21 protein-coding genes are annotated in these 21,999 nt (G+C 45.4%); 7 read left to right on the top strand and 14 right to left on the bottom strand.

Translation table 11 applies throughout. The features are described from left to right. Positions 1–3 precede the first annotated feature (3 nt). The 4 genes from rsmA to QNI24_RS02170 are packed head-to-tail and all read right to left on the bottom strand — an operon-like array spanning position 4 to position 5,133. Positions 4–765: a 16S rRNA (adenine(1518)-N(6)/adenine(1519)-N(6))-dimethyltransferase RsmA gene (rsmA, locus tag QNI24_RS02185; RefSeq protein ID WP_267175780.1), complete on the bottom strand. Its 762-nt coding sequence runs from the start codon at positions 763–765 to the stop codon at positions 4–6. Next, positions 762–1,679: a 4-hydroxythreonine-4-phosphate dehydrogenase PdxA gene (pdxA, locus tag QNI24_RS02180; protein ID WP_267175779.1), complete on the bottom strand. Its 918-nt coding sequence runs from the start codon at positions 1,677–1,679 to the stop codon at positions 762–764. The genes rsmA and pdxA overlap by 4 nt, the downstream gene beginning before the upstream one ends. Before the next feature lie 21 nt (positions 1,680–1,700). Further along, positions 1,701–2,960, bottom strand: coding sequence for a peptidylprolyl isomerase (locus tag QNI24_RS02175; protein ID WP_267175778.1), 1,260 nt, complete (start codon positions 2,958–2,960; stop codon positions 1,701–1,703). A 1-nt stretch (position 2,961) separates the two neighbouring features. Then, positions 2,962–5,133 carry an LPS-assembly protein LptD gene (locus QNI24_RS02170; RefSeq protein WP_267175777.1) on the bottom strand — a complete coding sequence of 724 codons (2,172 nt, stop codon included), beginning with the start codon at positions 5,131–5,133 and terminating at the stop codon, positions 2,962–2,964. A gap of 170 nt (positions 5,134–5,303) precedes the next feature. On the opposite strand from QNI24_RS02170, the gene QNI24_RS02165 reads away from it, so the two are divergent. Together QNI24_RS02165 and QNI24_RS02160 are read left to right on the top strand one after the other, a co-directional pair. Next, positions 5,304–5,636 carry a YegP family protein gene (locus QNI24_RS02165; RefSeq protein WP_267175776.1) on the top strand — a complete coding sequence of 111 codons (333 nt, stop codon included), beginning with the start codon at positions 5,304–5,306 and terminating at the stop codon, positions 5,634–5,636. A gap of 81 nt (positions 5,637–5,717) precedes the next feature. Further along, a complete protein-coding gene (locus tag QNI24_RS02160; protein ID WP_267175775.1) occupies positions 5,718–6,455 on the top strand; it encodes a class I SAM-dependent methyltransferase in 738 nt (245 codons plus the stop codon). Positions 6,456–6,506: 51 nt separating this feature from the next. On the opposite strand, the gene QNI24_RS02155 is transcribed toward QNI24_RS02160, so the two are convergent. The 3 genes from QNI24_RS02155 to aspS all read right to left on the bottom strand — a co-directional run bounded on the left by QNI24_RS02155 (position 6,507) and on the right by aspS (position 9,892). Beyond that, entirely contained in the window at positions 6,507–7,406 is a 900-nt protein-coding gene (locus QNI24_RS02155) for a mechanosensitive ion channel family protein (RefSeq protein ID WP_267175774.1), read from the bottom strand. Positions 7,407–7,492: 86 nt separating this feature from the next. Continuing rightward, complete coding sequence (locus QNI24_RS02150) at positions 7,493–8,107, bottom strand: esterase/lipase family protein (protein ID WP_267175773.1); 615 nt, start codon at positions 8,105–8,107, stop codon at positions 7,493–7,495. 6 nt (positions 8,108–8,113) lie between these two features. After that, positions 8,114–9,892 carry an aspartate--tRNA ligase gene (gene aspS / locus QNI24_RS02145; RefSeq protein ID WP_267175772.1) on the bottom strand — a complete coding sequence of 593 codons (1,779 nt, stop codon included), beginning with the start codon at positions 9,890–9,892 and terminating at the stop codon, positions 8,114–8,116. A gap of 212 nt (positions 9,893–10,104) precedes the next feature. Here aspS and QNI24_RS02140 point away from each other — a divergent pair, with 212 nt between their 5' ends. From QNI24_RS02140 to QNI24_RS02130, 3 genes are read left to right on the top strand one after another with little or no spacing between them, the layout of a single operon-like run. Next, positions 10,105–12,138, top strand: a complete 2,034-nt coding sequence (locus QNI24_RS02140) for a serine/threonine-protein kinase (protein WP_267175771.1) — start codon at positions 10,105–10,107, stop codon at positions 12,136–12,138. Between the two features lie 18 nt (positions 12,139–12,156). Then, the gene (locus QNI24_RS02135; RefSeq protein WP_267175770.1) at positions 12,157–13,242 is read left to right on the top strand and encodes a tRNA-queuosine alpha-mannosyltransferase domain-containing protein; all 1,086 of its coding nucleotides are present in this window, start codon (positions 12,157–12,159) and stop codon (positions 13,240–13,242) included. Beyond that, positions 13,232–13,588: a VanZ family protein gene (locus tag QNI24_RS02130; protein WP_267175769.1), complete on the top strand. Its 357-nt coding sequence runs from the start codon at positions 13,232–13,234 to the stop codon at positions 13,586–13,588. Before QNI24_RS02135 ends, QNI24_RS02130 begins: the two co-directional genes overlap by 11 nt. A gap of 25 nt (positions 13,589–13,613) precedes the next feature. Here the strand turns inward: QNI24_RS02130 and QNI24_RS02125 are convergent, their stop codons facing one another. The 7 genes from QNI24_RS02125 to QNI24_RS02095 form a co-directional block, all read right to left on the bottom strand. Further along, positions 13,614–14,873: a Y-family DNA polymerase gene (locus QNI24_RS02125; protein WP_267175768.1), complete on the bottom strand. Its 1,260-nt coding sequence runs from the start codon at positions 14,871–14,873 to the stop codon at positions 13,614–13,616. A 382-nt stretch (positions 14,874–15,255) separates the two neighbouring features. Next, positions 15,256–15,582, bottom strand: a complete 327-nt coding sequence (locus QNI24_RS02120) for a hypothetical protein (RefSeq protein WP_267175767.1) — start codon at positions 15,580–15,582, stop codon at positions 15,256–15,258. A 252-nt stretch (positions 15,583–15,834) separates the two neighbouring features. Then, on the bottom strand, positions 15,835–16,254 hold the full coding sequence (locus QNI24_RS02115) for a hypothetical protein (RefSeq protein WP_267175766.1): 420 nt from the start codon (positions 16,252–16,254) through the stop codon (positions 15,835–15,837). Between the two features lie 191 nt (positions 16,255–16,445). Continuing rightward, entirely contained in the window at positions 16,446–16,937 is a 492-nt protein-coding gene (locus tag QNI24_RS02110; protein ID WP_267175765.1) for a P-loop nucleotide/nucleoside kinase family protein, read from the bottom strand. Between the two features lie 70 nt (positions 16,938–17,007). Further along, entirely contained in the window at positions 17,008–17,409 is a 402-nt protein-coding gene (locus QNI24_RS02105) for a hypothetical protein (protein WP_267175764.1), read from the bottom strand. Positions 17,410–17,526: 117 nt separating this feature from the next. Next, entirely contained in the window at positions 17,527–17,787 is a 261-nt protein-coding gene (locus tag QNI24_RS02100) for a hypothetical protein (protein ID WP_267175763.1), read from the bottom strand. A gap of 256 nt (positions 17,788–18,043) precedes the next feature. Then, positions 18,044–18,535, bottom strand: coding sequence for a hypothetical protein (locus QNI24_RS02095; RefSeq protein ID WP_267175762.1), 492 nt, complete (start codon positions 18,533–18,535; stop codon positions 18,044–18,046). A gap of 738 nt (positions 18,536–19,273) precedes the next feature. Between QNI24_RS02095 and QNI24_RS02090 the strand changes: the two genes are divergently transcribed. Both QNI24_RS02090 and QNI24_RS02085 read left to right on the top strand, forming a co-directional pair. Beyond that, on the top strand, positions 19,274–21,244 hold the full coding sequence (locus tag QNI24_RS02090) for a GTP-binding protein (protein WP_267175761.1): 1,971 nt from the start codon (positions 19,274–19,276) through the stop codon (positions 21,242–21,244). A gap of 217 nt (positions 21,245–21,461) precedes the next feature. Next, entirely contained in the window at positions 21,462–21,998 is a 537-nt protein-coding gene (locus QNI24_RS02085) for an REP-associated tyrosine transposase (RefSeq protein ID WP_267175760.1), read from the top strand. Position 21,999: the final 1 nt, after the last annotated feature.

Here is a 21,999-nt window from a genome sequence, read left to right as displayed (position 1 = left end):
GTTTTATTTTTTGCTTTCAATGTACTGCAAGGTTAATTGTTCGAACTGAGCCACACTGATGGTCTCTGGGCGCTGACTTGGGTCAATACCCACTTGCTCAATTTGTTCGACACTGATCATGCCTTTTAAGTTGTTGCGGATGGTTTTGCGGCGCATGGCGAAAGACTGTTTGACCAATGCTTCCAGTTCCGGCAACGGCACTTGTGTTGGGTTTTGCTTGGTGATCAGTTGAATGATTTGTGAGTCCACTTTGGGTTGTGGATTAAACGCTTCCGGCGGAATGCTTAAATGTCCCAAACATTCAAAGCGGTGCTGCAACATCACCGATAAACGACCAAATAACTTTTCACCTGGTGGTGCACAAATGCGTTGTACCACCTCTTTTTGCAGCATAAACACCATTTGTTCAATTTGGCTGGCTTGGTACAACATGCTGATCAGTAATGGTGATGATATGTTGTATGGCAGGTTACCAACCACTTTATAAGGTCCATTTTTGAGCTGTAATTTCAAAGCATCCAAATGGTGTAAAGTGACGTTGCTTGATGCAGCAAAACGCTCACTTAAAATGGGGATCAAGTCAGTGTCCAGCTCAATCAGCTGCAATTCTGCACCACTGGCCTGTAGGTGTTCAGTGATGGCGCCATGACCTGGACCAATCTCTATCAGCCGGTCATCGGCTTGTGGGTTGATGATTTTGACGATGTTGTGAATGACGCCTTCATCTTGGAGGAAGTTTTGTCCCAGTGATTTTTTGGCTTTCATAAAACCGTCCTTTGCACACAATCCTTAGCCAATTGAAGTGCCGCACGCAGACTGCCCGCGTCGGCTTTGCCTTGACCAACAATGTCCAAAGCCGTACCGTGATCCACACTGGTACGAATGATGGGCAAGCCCAAGGTGATGTTCACCGATTCACCAAAACCCGCATACTTCAATGGTGCCAAACCCTGATCGTGGTACATCGCCAAAATGGCATCATAGTTTTTGACTTTATTCGGCGTGAACAAGGTGTCTGCTGGAATCGGGCCATGAATATACAGCCCCGCCATTCTCAAGTCATCCAAAGCTGGAATAATGGTTTCTAGCTCTTCTTGACCAATATGGCCACCTTCACCGGCGTGTGGATTCAAACCACACACAGCAATACTGGGCTGTTGAATACCAAACTTATGTTTTAAGTCTTGGTACAAAATGTGCGTAACTGATTTTATTTGCTCAGCAGTGACCTGTTTTGAAACGTCCTTTAACGGGATGTGCGTGGTCACCAGCGCGACCCGCATCACTGAATTCAACAGCATCATCACCACTTGTGGGGTATGGGTTAATTCTGCCAGGTATTCAGTGTGTCCCGAAAACGGTATACCCGCATCATTGATGATGCCTTTGTGGATAGGCGCTGTCACCATCGCATCATACTCACCACTGAGACAGCCTAAAGTGGCTGTTTTGATGGTTTCTAACACATAAGCTGAATTAAGCGCATTAAGCTGTCCTGCCTTTGCCTTGGCGGCCAAAGGTATGTGCCTGATGGTCAGTGCCGATGCTTCTGGTATGTTTTGGCAGATGAAGTTTTCATCACCGATCAAAACACAACCTTTGAGTTCATTTTTGGCTGCCAGTTGAGCCACCAATTCCACCCCTATCCCAGCTGGCTCTCCCAGAGTAATAGCTATCATGAGACTAGGCTTTAACTGCCATCAAAGTCTGATATCAACAAATGCTTCACCACGGATCTGTCTGATCCATGATTCGATTTCTTCTTCAACTTTGCGTTGTCTGATGGCGTTACTCGCTTGTTCCCGCCTGAATTCAGTGGTTACGTCCGCTTCTTTTTTACCCAGAAACTTGATGATGTGCCATCCGACATCAGTTTGGAAGGGGTTCGACACTTCGTTGACTTCAAGGCCGGCTATGACATCTGCCATGCGAGGACCAAATTTATTGATTTCAAACCAACCCATATCACCACCCAATGGTGCCGATGAATGATCGTCTGAATGTTCTTCAGCCAATTTTGAAAAATCTTCGCCTGCCATGATCTTTTCATGTAAACCATTGGCAATCTCCATGCCATCGCGGGCTGAAACAACTTCGTCTGTTTCAATCATGATGTGAAGCATGTTGTATTGATCGACTGTTTTGATGGTTTCGCTTTTTTTATCCAACAATTTCAAGATATGAAACCCACTGGGAGAGCGGATGGGTCGCGTTACTTCGCCAGGTGACATCAAGGTCACTTGATCAGCAAACAAGGGTGGCAGCTGGTTAACTGGGCGCCAACCCAAGCGACCACCTTCCAGGGCTTTTTGGCCATCAGAAAACTGTGTGGCCAATGCGGCAAAATTTTCACCTGATTGAATCTTTTCATACAACTCATTGGCCTCCGTTTGCGCCGCTTCAGTGGCTGATGCATCGTTATCACTGCTGGTAGCTATCAGAATGTGTTGAATTTCAACTTCGCCCTGATCCAATTCATTATCAGCCAAGAACAAGTCTATTTCATGGTCGCTGATTTTGACTGTGGAGTTGGCATAGGCGTATCTAACCCGCTCAGCTTGCATGTCACGTTTCATGTCACGACGAAAATCAGCAAAACTGAAACCATCACTCTCAACCGCTTGTTGCATCTGTTCCAAGGTCAGACCATTTTGCGCAGCAATGTTGGCCAAAGCCGCATCAATTTCATTGTCAGGTATTCTGATACCTGCCTGTTCGGCACGAGCGATTTGAATTTCTTGGATAATCAATCGTTCTAAGACTTGCGAATTCAGAATTTCAGCAGGTGGTGTTTGGTTACCACTGGCTTCGATTTGTTTTTTGATTGATTCAGTGGCACGATCCAGTTCAGATCGCATGATGACATTATCATCAACAACCGCGACGATTTCGTCTAATAATTCCTGGCCAGTGGCCACGAAAGTTGTAGTTAAAAATAAAATGATTAAGGTGTTTCTCATGTTAAAAAGCCTCGTTATATCCTGCTATGGTTTGTTTCAATATGCGCCTTGGGTTCCTGCCAACTGAACCCAAGCCGTTGAGTTGTATTTCTGCGTATATGCCGTTGTTTGATTGACCATTTTCATCAGTCAAATAGTGCCTACCCAACAGGCGAAATGCCCAACAACAACTTTTTCTTTCGTAACCAAAGACCGCCTCAATGGTTTTATCAAATTTGGTTGAGTAGTTCCACCTGGCAATGATGCGGTGTTGGTCCTTGATAGGTAAGACAAATGAAGTGTCAAACTGTTCCAATTGATTGCGTCTGAAGCGGTAGGCAAAATTAAAAACTTGCTGTTTGGGGGTTATTCTCTGGACCCGAAACATGCCCCGCTCCATTTCCGAGTTGACTTGGTCATAATGAATACTCAACCCAGCATTCCAATATTTACTCAGGAAGTGATTGTATTCAACCACTAATGGAGATTTCGTTAAATCTTCAGGCTGATTGTTGATTTGCACGCTTTGGTCATCAAAATACTTGATCTGACCGACTGTGAGGTTCCATTGTTCACGACCCGTGGCAGTAAAGCTGCGATGGGTCAAAGCGGCAGCCACTTGGTTCATGTCTGATTGTCTATCGCCACCAGAAAAACGGTTGGTCTGAAACAGCAGCGATGATCCAAAAGTTAATTCACGTGAATCAAAAATTGGAATGTCACTTTGATCACGATCGGGGGCATACACATAAAACAACCGAGGCTCAATGGTTTTATAACCGTCGGTACTGCTTTTTTCAAAGGTCATGCCCATGTCCAATGAAGCAATCGGCAAATTCCTGCTGAGGTCTTCTCGTTCATCATCAAACTGGTAGTAGGTGCTGCGGTACTGCAGTTTGGGTTTGATGAAACCCCATGCGTTGGACCATTGTTTTTCAACCCAAGGCGTGATGTCACTGCGCCATGCACCGACCGAATCCTCACGATAGAAGTTGATTAGTTCAGTGCTGATACCGTAGTTCAACTGGCGGCGGTAATCATATTCGAACCAGTCAAAAGCGATTTCAGGAAAGGTCTGATAAGGTTCATTGGCAGCTGTGATGTTTTGGCTCAATACTTGGTAGTCATTGATGCCAGCAAAAAAGCGCCAATTCAAACCGTTGCCTCGAACATTGATGGCACTGCGCAAATAAGGTGTGGCCGTCAGAAATGAGCTGGAGGCAAAATCTTCATAGTACTGTGAGTCTGTGACATGGTTTAAATCACTGTTGAATGACCAACCCTGCGCAAAACGGGTGCGGTGGTTGTATTCAATCAATCCGCGGTCACGGTTTCTGCGATCATCATCTGGCAGATAGGTTCCCGAAAAAATGCCATTCGATCGCGGGCTCAGGTAGCGTAACTCAGCACCCAACATCAAACCGTGTTGTTGTAAAAACCGGGGTGTCAAAGTGGCATCCACCTGTGGCGCGATGTTGAGGTAATAAGGCAACGCCAAATCCAAACCAGTATTATCAGAATAGGAAATTTGCGGCATCAATAAGCCACTGCGTCGATCATCATTCAACGGTAGTTTGGCCCAAGGTACGTAGAAAATGGGTACATCCTTAAAGCGCAGGCTGACGTGCTTGAAAGTGCCTACGCCTTTCTCATGATCCAACTGAGCAGATTGGGCGATGATTTCCCAGTCACGCTGTTCAGGTGAGCAGGTTGAAAAAGTCAGGTTATCGAGTTTTGAACGGTTTTTTTGCAAGAACATGTTACTGGCTTGGCCGTTCATGTCTGAGTCTCGCAAAAAGAAATCAACTTGTTCCAGTTGGGCGCTCATGTCTTCCGAGAAGAATTTGGCTTGTGCCGCACTGATTCTTTGCGCACCGTTTTGTAGCATCACGCCACCCTCACTATCGAATTCACCCTCAGCCTGATGGTAAATCAGCTTGGGTGTCATCATCCGCAATTCATCTTGGATGATGCAAATGTCACCGTCCAACAAAAACTCACCTGGCTCAATGACGGCCGAACGCTTGGCCAACAAACCAATTTTTCCGGGCGTGCTGGTTTGCTCTATACAATGTTTTTGTACCGCATTAATTTTCACATCAACAGCAGGACAGCTGCTCAAGTCAGCCTGGGCGATGAGGGGTGCGAAGTTGATGAGCGTGCCAAACAGCACAATAAAGAATCTTTGTGTCAAATTTTTCTCAAGTCAATTGTAAAATTTCGTAATATGTGTTTTACATTATGAATCCTCTATTTTAATATGGATAAAGGTAAATGTCCTCTATGGATGTTATTATTTGTAATGTGATCAGTGGCAAGCGAAAACGCCCGTGTGAGGATCACCCCATTTGAGAGTTTATAATCATGGCAGGAAAATTTTGTATAACAAAGGGTAAAGACGGTAAAGATTATTTTGTATTAAAAGCAGGCAATGGCGAAGTCATCCTTCAGTCTCAAGGCTACAGTTCAGCCTCGGGTTGTGAAAACGGCATTGAATCAGTCAAAGCCAATGCAGGAGATGAGTCTAAGTTCGAATGCAGAGAAGCCAAAGACGGGCGCACTTACTTTGTATTGAAAGCCAATAATGGCCAAGAAATTGGACGGTCTCAAATGTACAAAACTGACAGTGGCTGTAAAAACGGTATGGCTTCAGTGGCTAAAAATGCTGCCGATGCGACCACCGTTGATGAAAGATAAGCTCATTATCTAAATCAATTAATAACTTCATTAAAAGACACTTTTGATTTAAAGTGTCTTTTTTTTTGCGCTGAGAAAAACATGCCTTGGTACGACGACAACGAAATGTGGGCCATCTTTTATGATTGTATGTTTGATCAAGAAAGTTTCGATGTAGCCAATCAACAGTGCCAACAAATACTGGAACTGGTAGACCATCCAGTGAAAACCGTGCTCGATTTGGCTTGTGGTCCAGGCAGACATGTTTTGGGTTTCGCGCGAAAACACTTGGCAGTCACTGGCGTTGACTTAAGTGGTTTCCTATTGAACCAAGCAGCCAATCATATAGAACAACAAAAGCTCAGCGCCAATTTAGTTCACAGCGACTTATTGAACTATCAACCGCAACAGAAGTTTGACCTGATCACCAACTTATTCACTTCATTTGGCTACTACCCCACCCCGACAGAAAACCAGCGGGTACTGGAGAACGCCTATCAGTGGTTGAATCAGGGTGGCAGCTTGGTTATTGATACCTTTGGTAAAGAACAAGCAGCGCATGCCATTGAACCGGTTCATTGCACCGAATATGACAACGGTGACATACGTTTTGAACGTCCTTTGCTGATTGAAAACATGTCTGTTTATTCCAATGAGTGGATTCTGGTTCGTGACAACCAGGCCCACCGCTGGGCTTATGAACACTTTGTCTATTCTGCTAACGAACTGTCACAAATGCTGCAACAAGCAGGCTTCACTGATGTACGCATTTTTGGTTCATTGTCGCAAGATGATTATGATCTGGGTGCGGAGCGTTTGGTGGCGTTGGCCAGAAAATAAAAGGGCCGAATTTTTATTCAGCCCTTGTTACAGTTAATTCATTGAATTAAATCAATCTTGATTAACCTGGTGCATGTGCACATCTTGTTGCGGGTATGGGAAACTCAAGCCAGCTGCTTCAATGTTGGTCTTGATCTGTTCCATCAAGTCACCGTAAACAGTCCAATAATCATCGGTCTTGACCCAAGGCCTGACCGCAAAATCAACGCTTGATGCACCCAAATCTTTCAACATCACATTGGGTTTCGGATCACTCAGCACCAACTCATGGCCACTGATGGTATCCATCAGTATTTGTTTCGCTTTGTGGATGTCATCGTCATATGAGACCCCAATCACCAAATCAATCCGGCGGGTGGCTTCTGTGGTGTAATTGGTGATGACATCAGCAGTGATTTGACCGTTTGGAATGATCATCTCTTTGTTATCTGTTGAGTGCATGATGGTACTGAATAATTTAATCTCGGTAACTTTACCTTGTGTCCCTGCCACTTCAACAAAATCACCGCGTTTGAATGGTCTGGTCAATACCAACATCACTCCTGAGGCCAAATTAGACAACGAATCTTTCAAAGCCAAGCCGACAGCCAGGCCAGCGGCACCCATGACCGCAATCAATGAAGTGGTCTGTACACCCAATTGTCCCAATGCCATGACAATCACCACCACCAACAACACGTAATAAACGATGTTCTGGATAAAGTTCACTAAAATGACTTCATTGCCCGATCGAGTCAGGCCTTTTCCAATCATGTTACTGACAAACCGCGCGATGCGCTTACCCACCCAAAAAATCAACAGCGCCAAAATCAAAGACTGGGCAATGTCTATCAATAACGCAGGGTCAGATATATACTCGGTGATTTTATTTTGAATTTGTTCAATTAAGCTTGGTTCAGTGGCCGCGCCCTCTTGCGCCACGGCTTCGTTTTGTTCAGCTGCTTGGTTCATATCAGGTTCCTTGACTTAATAAAAAAACCATATTCTAACAAATCATGTTCTGATGAAAATGTGAATTATGGTTAATTGCGGATGGTTCAGTCCTGTTTGAAAAACGCTATGGTCTTTTCGATGGCTGATTTGTTATTCAACAATCCAAAATGGTTGGCATCAATTTCTTCGTGGTAATCCAGCCAGTCAGCTTGGGTTTCATCAATGGCCACGGTACCGTCACTGGGCCCGAGTTTCTTTTCAATCACCCGGCCCATGCCATAAGGTGAGGTGCCAGCAATCATCATGGTGGTTCTGAACACGGTGGGTGCCACCACACCGCTGGTCAGTGGTTCAGTGGCATGTTTTAATATGCCGTTGTGCCAGCCCATGCGCTTGAGTTTATGAGCCACACGAGAACCTTTGATGGGCGAACCCAACATCAACAGTTTACCCGGTTTGTTGATTTTAGGCAGTGCCCGCATGGTTAAGATCCCACCCATCGAGTGCACCACCAAATGCACCGTTGTCTCAGGTCTGGAATTGACAAAAGCGGCCAACTGTAACGCACTCAAATCAATCGACTGACGCGTGGTTTTATAAGCAAAGGTATAGGTTTTGAAGCCGCTGCCCTCGAGCCTGCGGCGATAAGATGACCAGGTCCACCGCTTCATGAACAAGCCGTGGACCAAAACAACAGCAGTATCTGCTGTGGTACTCATCAGTTGTTATTCATCTTCGTCTTCTGGCTCTATGACCTGAATGTGGGCTTCAGCCAATTGCTCTGCATCAATGTTGGAAGGTGCTTGAGTCAATGGACAATGGCCTGAAGATGTTTTCGGGAAAGCAATCACTTCACGAATCGACTCTTCATCACACATCAAAGTGGCCATGCGATCAACCCCAAAAGCGATACCACCGTGTGGTGGACAACCGTATTGCAGCGCTTCCAGTAGGAAACCGAATTTATCTTCTGCTTGCTGCTCGCTGATGCCCAATAATTCCAACACAGCTGATTGCATTTTTTGATCGTGGATACGGATTGAACCGCCACCCAGCTCGACGCCATTGAGCACCATGTCATAACCTTTTGACAAAGCCTCACCGGGGTTTGCTTGTAATTCTTCTACCGAACCTGTGGGTGCAGTGAACGGGTGATGCAAGGCATCCCAGCGGTCTTCATCGTCGTTGTATTCGAACATGGGGAAGTCAACCACCCACAGCGGCGCCCATTCGTCCTTAACGCGACCAATGTCTTGACCGACTTTCAAACGCAAAGCACCCATGAATTGAGTCACTTCGTTGTATTTACCGGCACCAAAGAACAACAAATCACCGTCTTCTGCTGCGGTTGATGACAAAATACCCGCCAAGGCATCGTCACTGAGGAACTTAACAATGGGAGATTGTAAGCCGTCCTTGCCGGCTGCTTTGTCATTGACTTTGATCCAAGCCAAACCGCGGGCACCAAAACGACGCGCGTAAGGTTCGTATTCATCAATTTGCTTGCGGGTGAAATTAGCACCGCCTTGAGGCACTTTCAACACCGCCACTCGACCTTTGGGGTCATTGGCAGGTGCTGAGAACACTTTGAATTCTGAATCTTTGACCGCATCAGCGACATCGACCAATTCCAGATCAATGCGTAAATCAGGTTTATCAGAACCATAGCGACGCATGGCCTCGGCATACGTCATGCGCGGGAACGGGCTGGCCAACTCAACATCCATGACTGTTTTGAAGGTATCACGGATTAAGGTTTCTGCCATGTTCAGCACATCTTCTTGCTCCACAAAAGCCATCTCGATGTCTAATTGAGTGAACTCAGGTTGACGATCGGCACGTAAATCTTCATCGCGGAAACAGCGCGCAATTTGGTAGTAGCGGTCCATCCCTGACATCATCAACAACTGTTTGAATAGCTGCGGTGATTGTGGCATGGCATAAAATTGACCTTGGTTCATGCGTGAGGGCACCAAAAAGTCACGAGCACCCTCTGGTGTGGCTTTGGTTAAAATCGGTGTTTCAATGTCCAAGAAATCATTGCCATGCAAGTGACTGCGCAATGCGTGGGTTAGTTTTGAACGCAGGCGCATGTTGTGTTGCATGTTATCGCGACGCAAATCCAAATAACGGTACTGTAAACGGATGTTTTCACCCGGATTTTCATCCAACATGAAGGGCAAAGCCTTGGACGGGTTCAGCACGTGGTAATCATCGACCACCACTTCGATTTGGCCAGTGGCTAATTTGTCGTTGTTTTGTCCAGCTGGGCGATTTCTGACCGTACCGGTCACGCGCAAACAATATTCATAGCGTGCGCCATCAGCAATCTTAAAAGCCGCTTCATTATCTGGCTCAACCACGACCTGAACCAACCCGGTGTGGTCGCGTAAATCAATAAAAATCACCCCACCATGGTCGCGTCTGTTTCCAACCCAACCACAAACTTCTACTTTTTGATCGAGGTATTTTTCCGTAACCTGACCACAAAACTCATTCCGCATGACATTCAATCGTTTAAAAAAGCGAGCAATTTTACCTTAACAGTTACCAACAAACCATTAAGAATGATGCTATTTAGTGGCTAAAACCGCTTAAAATATACATTTGAAAGTGATGTACTTCACAAAACAGCGATTTTTGCGTTAAGCTGATATTCAACAGCTGTCATTATAATGGTATGCTCGATATAGAAAAATCAGGTTGGGAAAAGGTTATGTCTGAAGAATTAAAGAAAAAGTTTGGTCACTATGAAGTGGTCTCAGAATTGGGCCGTGGTGGCATGGGTGTGGTGTATAAAGCGTGGGAACCCTCACTGAACAGGCACGTGGCGATCAAAGCATTGGGCGAGCACCTGCTGGGTGATGAGGGCTTGATTGAGCGTTTCACCCGCGAAGCCAAAAGCATGGCAGCCATCAACCACCCCAATGTGATACAGGTCTATTTCATTGGTATGGAAGCCAACCAACCCTATTTTGCTATGGAATTCATTGAAGGTGTTTCTTTGGATGACCTACTGCGTGGCAACAAAGTTTTGACCGTCTCTCATGCCAAAGAAATTTTGCGCCAAGCCTGTGCTGGTTTGGCCATTGCGCATGACCGTGACTTGGTGCACCGCGACATCAAACCCGCTAACTTGATGCTGTGCGATGATGGCACCGTTAAAGTGGTTGACTTTGGCATCGCCCAAACCCGTGAATATGGCGACAAACTGACCAACACCGGTGAATTTGTCGGTACTCCTGGGTATTTATCTCCAGAAGTTTGTACTGGCAATGATGTCGATGCCCGCTCTGATATTTTTGCTTTGGGTATTGTGTTTTATGAAATGTTGGCAGGTAAAGTGCCGTTTGAGAATGACAGTCCTTTGGGTTTGATGTTGGAAGTGGTACAAGCTGATATTCCAGACATTCGCGCCATCAACAAAAAAGTCGATAAGAAAACCAGCTACATCTTACAAAAGATGATTGCCAAAAATCCCGAAGAGCGTTTTCAGTCTTGCCAGGAAGTGATCAAACATTTGGGGCCCTCGTCGATCGAGTTGAGCCTGGCTGACATCACTAGCCAGGCCATCTCAGTCAAACCCGAGAAGAAAGCGCCCAGTGTGTCACAACAAGTGACCCTGCCGAATGCCAGTACCATTGATACCGTGGTACCTAAAAGTCATAAAAAATCCAACAAAGCCGTGTGGGGCGTATTGGCCCTGGCCGTTGCTGTTGGCTTGGGTGCGGTGGGCATGCATGAAGGCTACATCCCTTCACCCTTTGATAACAGCGACAAACAGGCCATGACCTTGCTCAGCGATGACAGCAAGCAGGACATGGAGCTGGCCGATGTGAACCTGAAGTCACCTGAAGAGCTGGCCGCCATCAACAACGAGATGAACCAAAAGAACAACAGCGCTGCCACCACAACCACAGCTGATAACAGTTCAGCCTCGACAGATGCAGTCACTCAACAAGCCAGCGACATGACAGCGGCTGACCGCATGACTGATACAACTGCTGCCAACCCTGCTGTGAACAGCGCCAATGAGAATTTGGTAGCCAGTGTTCCGGCATCTTCGAATCAGGTCACTGGTTCGGATCAGGCCTTGGCAGCTAATCAAACAACAACACCACAACAAACCACCGATCAGGTGATACAACAGCCTGTGATCAACAACGAAAAAATTGAGCAAGCACAAGCCACCATCACTCAAGCCACCCTTGCTGCGGTTGATAACAGCAGCAAAACTGTGACCAATAACCTGGATGAATTTGTTGAGAAACAAACCAAACCTGTGATCAGAAAGCCCAAAGTGGTGAAAAAAGACAAAGGCATTGCGGTGTTGGTATTCGGTGATCCAGCAGTGGCCAACCCGATTGAAAAAATTCTTGAGGCAGAGTTGAAGCGCGATAACATCAAAGTGCTGAATGAGCAGTTCGTACCAGGCTTGTCACAAGTGATGGCCCAAGGTGTCGATCTGGCCGCGATCAAAACTAAACTCGATGCTTACGGTGGCGAGGCCATGATCATTGCCAATGTCAATTACGTCGGCGAACAAACCCTGGAATACTACGGCCGTCAATCACAATTGGTTAATGCCCAGTTGGACATCGATAGCTATGATTTGGCCACTGGTGATTCAATTGGTAACGGCTATGGCAGCCAATTGAGCTACACCAGTTTGAACGCCACCGAGACGGCACAGGATGCGGTGATGGAATTTGTTGATCGCCTCAAACAAGATTTAAAAAACAAACAATAAGTCGATCATAAAAACCAGGTGCATAAACCACGGATACTGCTGATATCAGCTTATGACGCCCAGTCACACCGCTACTGGCACCAGCAGCTGATCAGCGGCCTGCCCCAATTTAAGTGGCAGCTGCTGACCTTGAAAGACCGTTATTTTTCTTGGCGCATGGGCGGTAACGCCATGAGTTTTCAACAACAAAGTGACACTGAATTGTCAGCTGATTACGACGTGGTGTTGGCCACTTCCATGACCGACCTGAGTACCCTGTTGGCTTTATACCCCCATTTGAACCCGGCGCGAAAACTGCTTTATTTCCACGAAAACCAATTCGCTTATCCGGTGAATAACAAGCAACAAGGTTTGGCTGAAATGCAGTTGCGCAGCATCTATGCCGCCATGGTGGCCGATGTGCTGGTATTCAATTCTCAGTTCAACCGCGACAGCTTCATCAGCGGCGTGGGCGCATTCATTAAAAAGATGCCCGATGGCACGCCGGCTGATTTACCCCAGCGGCTCAAAGCCAAAGCCCAGCTGTTACCGGTCCCCATCAGAGACGATGCCAGGCCAATTCAACAACAAACCGACAACAACAAAAAGCCCTGCCTTGAAGTCATCTGGAATCACCGCTGGGAGCACGACAAAGGGCCAGAAACCTTACTCGAACTGCTGCGCTTGTGCCGAGGTCATGAGCAGATCAAGTTTCATATCTTGGGCCAACAGTTCAAACAAACACCCCCAGCCATGCAAAGCATCATCGATGCCCACCGCGACCAATGCCTGAACCTCGGTTATGTTGAGGATCGCGATGCATATTTGGCCATTTTACAGCGCGCCGATGTGGTGTTATCCACTGCCCAGCACGACTTTCAAGGCATCGCCATGTTAGAAGCAGTGGCTTGTGGCTGCCTGCCAGTGGCACCTGATCGCCTGGTCTACCCCGAGTATTATCCGCCTGAGAATTTATACCCCAGTGCCACGCCGAAACAACAAGCACAAAGCATTCTGGCATTGCTGTTGAAGCCGCAAAATTTAGCCGCTGCGGTGGTTGATTTGGGCTGGCAAAAACTCAAACCAATGTATGCTGATTTACTGGGTGGCTCGCATGCTGAGTAAGAAAAACTGGATTAAACTGATTGCTTGGTTGATGACAGTCGCTCTGGTGGTTTTATCACTGATTAAACTGCCACAACCCCAAACCCAAATCCCTCACAGCGACAAATGGCTGCACCTGAGCAGTTACTGTTTTCTGGCTTATTGGTTTTACCATGCTTACCACGCTTTCAAGTACCGAATCACGGCGGGCCTGATTGCGCTCGGTATCGGCCTGGAATGGCTGCAGGCACTGACGCCACATCGTTATTTTGAGTGGCTGGATATGTTGATGAATGTCACTGGGGTGCTGCTGGCTTGGCTGCTTTATCACGGCCTCAAGCTGCGCCTCAAAACCCTGCTTGACTGACTGCCTGAGTGAATGCACTGGTCGATCAGACCTTGATCAGATGCCGCCAGTTGGTGGTGAATTCTTTCGATTTTCTCTCTGAGCGCATCACCCACTCCTTGGTAAAACCTTCGGTGCCGCTGCGTAACTTGCCTTTACCAAAACGGTCATTCACCGCATCCAAAGCCCGCATCAAATCGCTGTTTTTTTCACTCACCGCAACCGGGTTGAAAATGTCTTGTTGCGCGCTGCCTTTATCACTCAAGTTAGACAGCATGATACCGACTTTTTTGTACTGGTAATGCGGTTTAAAAATGCGCTTCAAAGCATGGGTCGCAGCCGCCAGGAAATGGCCGGTGTAATCACTGGGCTGTGGCAGCTGGATGGTGATGGAGTTGGTGTATTGTTGGTCGTTCTTGCTGAATGGATTGGTTTTGATGCCCACGGTTAAACATTGTGCCATCGAGTCTTGTTCACGCAAGGTCACACAGCCACGGGTCACATGATATGCAATGGCCTCACGCAGCACCTGATAGTCACTGGATTTGTTACCAAAAGAACGGGTGCAGACGATTTCTTTTTTCTTCTCCGGATCGGCATCAAACTCAATACAAGCCACCCCACGCAGCTCCATGATGGTGCGCTCCATATTGACCGAAAAACGTTTGCGCAGGGTTTTGCGATCGGCATCACGCAACTGCAAAGCGGTCTCGATACCCATGTCACTGAGGTGTTGTGACAGGCGACGCCCAATGCCCCAAATCTCACCCACCGGTAAGTGTTCGAGCGCTTGTTTGATGTGGTACTCATGCGACAAATCCAGCACGTTACCGTCAACTTTAAGACTTTTGGCGTAATGATTGGCGATTTTAGCCAATGTTTTCGACGGTGCCAAACCGACACAAACCGGCAAGCCCAACCACTGATCAATCTGCTTCACCAGCTTCTGGCAGTGCTTAGTCAGGTTCAAATGCTCAAAACCTTTGAAGCGGATGAACGATTCATCGATGCTGTAATTCTCCACCTGATCACTGTACAAACCAATGATGTCATCCACTCGCTGCGACATATCGCCATAGAGGATGTAGTTGGAGGAAAACACCGCGATGTTGTGCTGCCTGATGAGGTCTTTGATCTGATGCAGCGGTGCGCCCATCTTCACGCCCAAATTTTTCACTTCATTGGAGCGCGCCACCGCACAGCCGTCGTTGTTGGACAAGACGATCACCGGCCGGTTTTGTAAGCTCGGATTAAACACCCGCTCACAAGACACATAGAAATTATTGACATCACACAGCGCAATCATGGGGCAATTATCATACCCCCGATTCGCGAAAAGTGAGAAGTGATTTTTAAAGAATTGAAGCTCAGTTAAAAAGAAACCATGTAGGATGGGCTCTGCCCATCACAATGCTATCTAATTACAGTGATATGCTCAAATTTGCATATGCCAAACTTTAGAAGGATTATTTTCCTAGTTCCCAAGCTCCTGCTTGGGAATTCATAGGGTTCTTAAATAACACAGTAAATAATTTAGCATTGGTAAAAGGCCAAATAAACAATTTTAAATCGGTTACCTACAAATCACCCCTGCGATTACAAATCTCTGTGCATGACCACCAACAGCAGGGCCCTTAAGGCAGCTGAAGCTTGGGAACGAGATTAAAGAATTAACAGCGCGATGTTTTTTACGTGTTGTTGGTTGCAGTGAACACCGTTATCAATGAAATGCCAATGGTGAAAAAGATCATATACCAGAACAAAGACATGTTTTTAGTGGCACATTTCTCCTCAAACTCTTTGACCATTGATGCCTGATCAAAACCCTCTGCCTTGTTGACTGTGTAGCTGTCCGTGCCATTGACCTTGATGAAGCTTGTATTCAATGTGTTCAAACAGGCCTCGACCTCTGCCGGCGCCATCTGCAAATCTTTGGCAATCGTTGCTGCCGAAACACCCGCTCCATCCTGCTCGAGCAGGTAGTCATAAATTTTTGTACAGTTTTCTAATTTCATTTTTTATTATATTCTAGTTCCCAAGCTCAGTTGAAAAGAAACCATGTAGGATGGGCTATGCCCATCACAATATTTTAGGCATTATATTTTACATCGCTATACCAACAACTGGAACAGCCAAGTAGGATGGGCTCTGCCCATCACAAAACAATAATAATACGCCTTTTATGTCTATTGGCTCGTGCTTCATTTTTATTCCTAGTTCCTAAGCTCCAGCTGCCTTAAAGGCCCTACTGTTTGGCCTGGTTAAATTCATTGCTTGGCGCTGCCTTTGACATTGAAGTTTTGTGTTAGCTTACGCTCATTTGGGATATTGAGATTTTCGGCGTAGTAATTTTGGTCGATAGTTAAAATCCAAACTTCACCACCAAGGTTGACTGTTGCCTCCAATGGAAAGGTTGCTGAAAAGCGTGTAAGGATAGCTTTCGACTCGTCACTATTTTGTGGCAGTGCACCAGTTAACAATTCAGGATTACCAATACAATGCAATTTTAAGAGTTGTGACCCTGGCTGTTGTTTATAAAGTTCGCTTTCAACATCAGAAACCACAAACTTACGATAATCTTTACCAAGACCCAACCATTCGATCATGTGCACACTTTTCTCGGCACAATCAAAGCCGGTTATTTCAATGGACTTCCCTTCGATTATTGAATCCATTGATTCGGCCATAACCTGTGCTCCAGATATTAAGACCATTATTGTTGTAAGAGTTCGTAGCATGATATATCCCAGCCAAGTAGGATGGGCTCTGCCCATCACAATATTTTAGGCATTATATTTTACATCGCTATATCAATAACTGGAATAGCGCTTTGAGGTGAGTCATTCCTCAAATGATGAATAAATCAATCTATTTATTTTCAGCTCGAAGATACTATGGTTGTATTGAAACCTTCCTCTGATGTTGGAGCCGTAAAATACTTTGTAACTTGTTCAAACATGTCCGGCGTATCAGTATTTGCTCTTTCAGGCTGTTCTGTACGCCTTTTCTCGATTTGTTCTAGGCAGACTTCATTGGGTATATCAATGTATATCAAATTATGTGGGGCACCGATTTCCGAGAAAATACTCCGAAACCAATCTCTTTGTGAGCGAGTATTTGCTGGGAAGTCCATGACCACATCAGTTCCGGAAGACAAAATAGATTGTACAAGTTTTTTAATCTGTGGTTTAAGTAGATTTGAGTATTCAATATAGTCGTTGAGTGATGAGATTTTATTTGGGTACAGCGACGCAAGCCATTCATCTTCTGAAATCAATACTGTGTTGCCATCCTGTGCCATTTCACTGGCTTTAGTTGACTTCCCCGCACCCATTTTTCCGCAGAAAAAAGTCAGTTTACCTTTATTCATGTCTACCCTTTATTTCGTTAAATAACGCCTAAACTCAGGTACCAACTTGCTGGTAACATGCATTATTTTGTTAGGCATCTTTAATATCAGAAGTCGGTTGTCTTAATTTCCTAAAAACTGACGCTAAAGTAAAGACAACTAATAAGTTGAGAGCCAAACATGTAATTGTGGACAACAATGTAACGCAATAACTTTCATTTCCTAACCAAAATAATGACGTGATCCATGGAATAAGAGTGGCACTACCACAAATAAGTGTGCCTGGCATGAACCACACCACAATCCACAACTTAAAAAACAATCGCGGTGCCCAGCGATGTAACCCGTAAGCAATTGACAGACCGACAAGCATCCAAGCTATTGCATACTCAATAAATCCCATCTCCGTTGCATAAAAAAAGTATCCTGTTGGATATGGAAACATAAAATAAATATAAGTCAACAAGACTTCATACATTTGTTCAAGATTCATATTAGCCTAACAATTTTCATATGTGCATATGCGCTGTATATCGTCATATTTGCGTATTTAAGTGCGTTCAATTTTAAATCAATTTCTCTGACCCCATTGATTCAATTGTTGTGTATTTTACACACGATGCATCGCCTTATGAACAGTGCTTTGAAGGTTGTTTAGTTCGGCGCTTTGTTGCTTAGAAAAGCTGGTGCCGTATTTGTTATTAATAGTTCTTAATGATTCAAATAGCACAGCCCAGCCATCAGTGAGACCATTTAAACCTGACAAACCTTCCGCAATCAAATTACTAGCCTCTTCGTTTCCAGACGAAGCCAGAGACTTCTGTAGCTCTTCAATAGCTTCAAATAAATCTGTATTCGAATGATATTCCATATTCTTTAGCTTACACATAACTTTGGGCTAAGGGGCAACAGAGTATCTACGCGGCTTTTCCTAGTTCCCAAGCTCCGGCTTGGGAATTCATAGGGCTCTTAAATAACACTGTAAATAATTTAGCAATGATAAAAGGCTGAATCAACATTTTTTAAATTGGTTTTCTACAAATCACCCCTGCGAAAACAAATCCCTGTGCATGACCACCAACAGTTGGGTCCTTAAGGCAGCTGGAGCTTGGGAGCGAGATCAAAAATCACTCTACCTCGAATGTTGCATGGTAAAGCCCAAGTCCATCAATGTCTTTTTTGGTTAACAGTTTTTTACGACTTTCCCGCCCTTCATTAAAAACTGTCAACAGCTCCCATCTTGGAGCCTTATCTTTGTAGATGAAACACGTTAAATAGCTATACTCATCCACACCTGAACCAGGAACGGGAATTATCTTTTTCTGCCATAACTCAGGTTTGACGAGGGTAAGTTTCATGTTTTCGTCAAATTCCGTTTTGATATCCATGCTCGGCTCGGTAACAGTGGGCTTCGTCATGCGGCTGAATGCCTTCGTGGCTGCTTCCTTAACTCCGGCGTGATGCGAAAGTTCGGTGAATTTAAAATCATGAACTTCGCAGTCAAAACCAACGCGCCATTGCGCTTTAGCTGATGCACCAGATAAGCCGTCGTAATATATTTCTTGGGCTAAAACCGATGAAACGACTGAGCAAAAAAACAAGAAAAACAATCTATTCATACATTCAATCTGCTTATTGCTTTTTAATAATTTAACATGTGTGCATTGATGCCATATAACGTCATATTTGGGTATTTAATGCACTTAAAAACCTAAAATTTTAGACTCGTAGGATGGGCTCTGCCCATCACAACACAATAATAATACAGCTTCTTGGATGTTACTACTCAATAAACATTCAACAATGGAATGCTCACGTCAATTATAGTATTTTCGCTGATTTTTGATGGGCGGAGCCCATCCTACAGAACTTTTGCTTGTTACGTATCATTTGTTGACCTCAATCTAGTTTTTACCTCTTTCATAGACAAAATATCAACTAATAGATCTAAGAAGATATATCCCGTTATAGAAATTACTATAACCAGCAGTAAAAAATTATAAGCTCCTAAAAGCATATAGAGAATGATAAGAAACAAAGCAATCCGTGACTTAAGTTGTATATCTCTTTTAAGCTTCTGCTGATGCTTAATCCAGTACTCAACAGGTTTGCGCCTAAAAAGTTTCATGCTCTGATTTATAACAATTTATCATATATGCATTGGTGCCATATAACGTCATATTTGCGTATTTTAATGCGCTTAAAAGAACAAATATTAACACAAGTCATTGTGAGTTACGCAGTGATGTAGCCATATCACAAAGACAGTTCTTTAATTTCTGATGAGCGGAGCCCATCCTACAGTGGTTCATCCGGCAGTGTGGTACTGACATCAGCAGAAGTGTTATAGTTCGGGCATGACGAAGTCCATTTTGAATATTGGTGTATTGGCGCATGTGGATGCGGGGAAAACCACTGTGACTGAACAGATGCTGTTTGCGGCGGGGGCTTTGCGCCAGGCGGGCAGTGTTGATCAGGGCACTTCTGCCACCGATCACTTGGCGGTGGAGCGTGAGCGGGGTATTTCGGTGCGTTTGGCCACGGCCAGTTTCACTTGGAAAGGGCAGCAAGTTAACATCATTGATACCCCGGGCCATGTGGATTTCAGTTCGGAGGTGGAGCGTTCTTTGTTGACTTTGGATGCGGCTGTTTTGGTTTTAAGTGCGGTGGAAGGGGTACAAGCACAAACCCTGACCGTCTTCCATGCGCTGAGAGACATGCAGATTCCGACCTTGGTGTTCATCAATAAAGTGGATCGCATGGGTGCTGATGTGGCTGCGGTGATTGAGGAATTGGAAAAGGAATTCGCTGTGCGGTGTTTTGTTTTGCAATCCGCTGATAATGCCGGTGAAGCACATGTGTCTTTGCACAGAGCTTGGTCTGAACACGCTGTCTCAGAGCAACAAATTGAACAAGTGGTTGAGCTTGATGAGGGCTTATTGGAGCGCTTTTTAGAAGGCGAAGCCATTGGTTTCAAGGCATTGGATGCGGCCTTAAAATCAGCGACTGTGAGCGGTGACTTGGTGCCTGTTTTGTGTGGGGTGGGTAAATTGGGTTTGGGTATTGAGGCATTGATGGATGCCATTGTGCGTTATTTACCGGCTGAAGCTGAACATGAAAACGCTGATTCAAGCAGTGAACTGTCAGCGGTGGTGTTTAAAATTGAACACGATAAGACCTTAGGTCGCATGGCTTATATCCGGGTGTTTTCCGGCCAAATCCTGCCCAGGGAAGTGGTCATCACTGAGCGTCATGGGGTAAAAATTGAACAAAAAATCAGCCAAATCAAACAAGTACACCAAGGCAAGTACGTGGCCGTTGATGTGGTTCCTTCGGGTGACATCGGTGTGGTCAGTGGCCTTGCGGATGCGCAAGTGGGTGATGTGTTTGGTGACGCTGCTTTGGTGCCGAGGGTGGCGCGTTTTTCAGCGCCCTTGTTAACGGTGCAAGTGAAAGCGGATAAGGCGGCTGAATTTCCCCAATTGGCGCAGGCCTTACAGCAGCTCTCGGCTGAAGATCCGATGTTGGATTTAGAGTGGCTGGCCGACATCCGGGAATTACACATCAAAATAGCCGGTAAAATTCAAATTGAAATCTTGGCGGCGCAGTTACTTGATCGTTATGGCTTAAACGCAACGTTCGAAGAACCAACCATCATTTACCAAGAAACCCCAATCAAGACGGCTTTGGGCTATGAGCGGTACTGGATGCCGAAACCCTGCTGGGCGATCATGGAAGTTAAATTAAAGCCAGGTGAACTTGGTAGCGGTGTGACTTTTGAGTCCAAAGTATCGCACAATGACGTGGCCGCAAAATACCAAAAAGAAATCGAAGCAACCCTGCCCCAAGCGCTGAAACAGGGCACCAAGGGCTGGCAAGTGACCGATGTAGAAATCACTTTAGTCGCGGGTGAAGACCACAACGTCCACAGCCGCTCAGGGGATTTCGCCATTGCCACACCGATGGCCATCATGAATGGCTTGGTGTTATCTGGCACCCAATTACTGGAACCGATATTGGCAGTAAAAATCACCGCGCCCTTAGACCTACTCGGTACCATCAGCAGCGACATCACTAAAATGCGTGGCGTCTCTGAGAGCCCGGATATTGTCGGCGAACGTTTCACATTAAACGCCCAAATCCCTGCGGCCACATCGATTGATTACCCGGTACAACTGGCCTCAAAAAGTGGCGGCAAAGCCAAGTTCTCCAGCCGCTTACTGAACTACCAACCGTGCGAACTGGCCCAAGGCCAAACCCGCGAGTACCGCGGCGTCAGTTCCCTAGATCGAGACAAATGGATTCTGCAAGCGCGCGGGGCGCTGTGAGTTGTATCAAGCTCTGTTTGTGATGGGCGGAGCCCATCCTACAATACTCCCCAAAACCGTCGTTCCAGCCGAGCCCGAAGGCGAGCGCAGGAACCCAGGTGGGTGTTTTTCCAGTAATCACAGGATATCTACCATGCTTAAGACAGCAGGAGATACGTAGGATGGGCTCCGCCCATCAAAAATCTGTCTAATAACAGTGTTATGTTAGAATTTGCATATGCCCAATTTTAGAAGGGTTTTCGTTGAAAACAGCTGTGTTTTTATCACTGTGGCTATCAACAACCGACACCGTAAACTCTTAACAGAGCATGTAACCGATCTCAAATTAGCTTTTAAAACAGTTCAATCTCAAATTCAGTTTGAGGTTCATGCGATTGTTATCATGCCGGATCACTTTCACATGATTATTAGGCCCCGTTGTGTATCTGATTATCCAAAAATAGTTTCATTGATAAAAATCAACTTCACAAAAAGTTTACCAAAAAAAATAAGATCGGAGCTCTCTAACGAAGTATCAAAAAGCAAAACAAAGAAAAGGGAAAGTGGGGTATGGCAAAGGAGGTTTTATGAACATACCATTCGCAATGAATCAGATTTAAACCATTTAACCGACTATATTCACTACAACCCTGTCAAACACGGGTTGGTTGAAAAACCCGCTGAATGGCAGTATTCGTCATTCAAGCGTTTTGTTGAGAAGGGGTTTTATGATTCCAATTGGTGTGATTTTACTGAGCTGAAGGATTACCATTAAT

It is taken from the genome of Marinicella marina, from assembly GCF_030065545.1.
Classification (GTDB): domain Bacteria; phylum Pseudomonadota; class Gammaproteobacteria; order Xanthomonadales; family Marinicellaceae; genus Marinicella; species Marinicella marina.
Note: the sequence above shows the minus strand (reverse complement) of the source record. Positions and strands in the feature narration are given on the sequence as shown.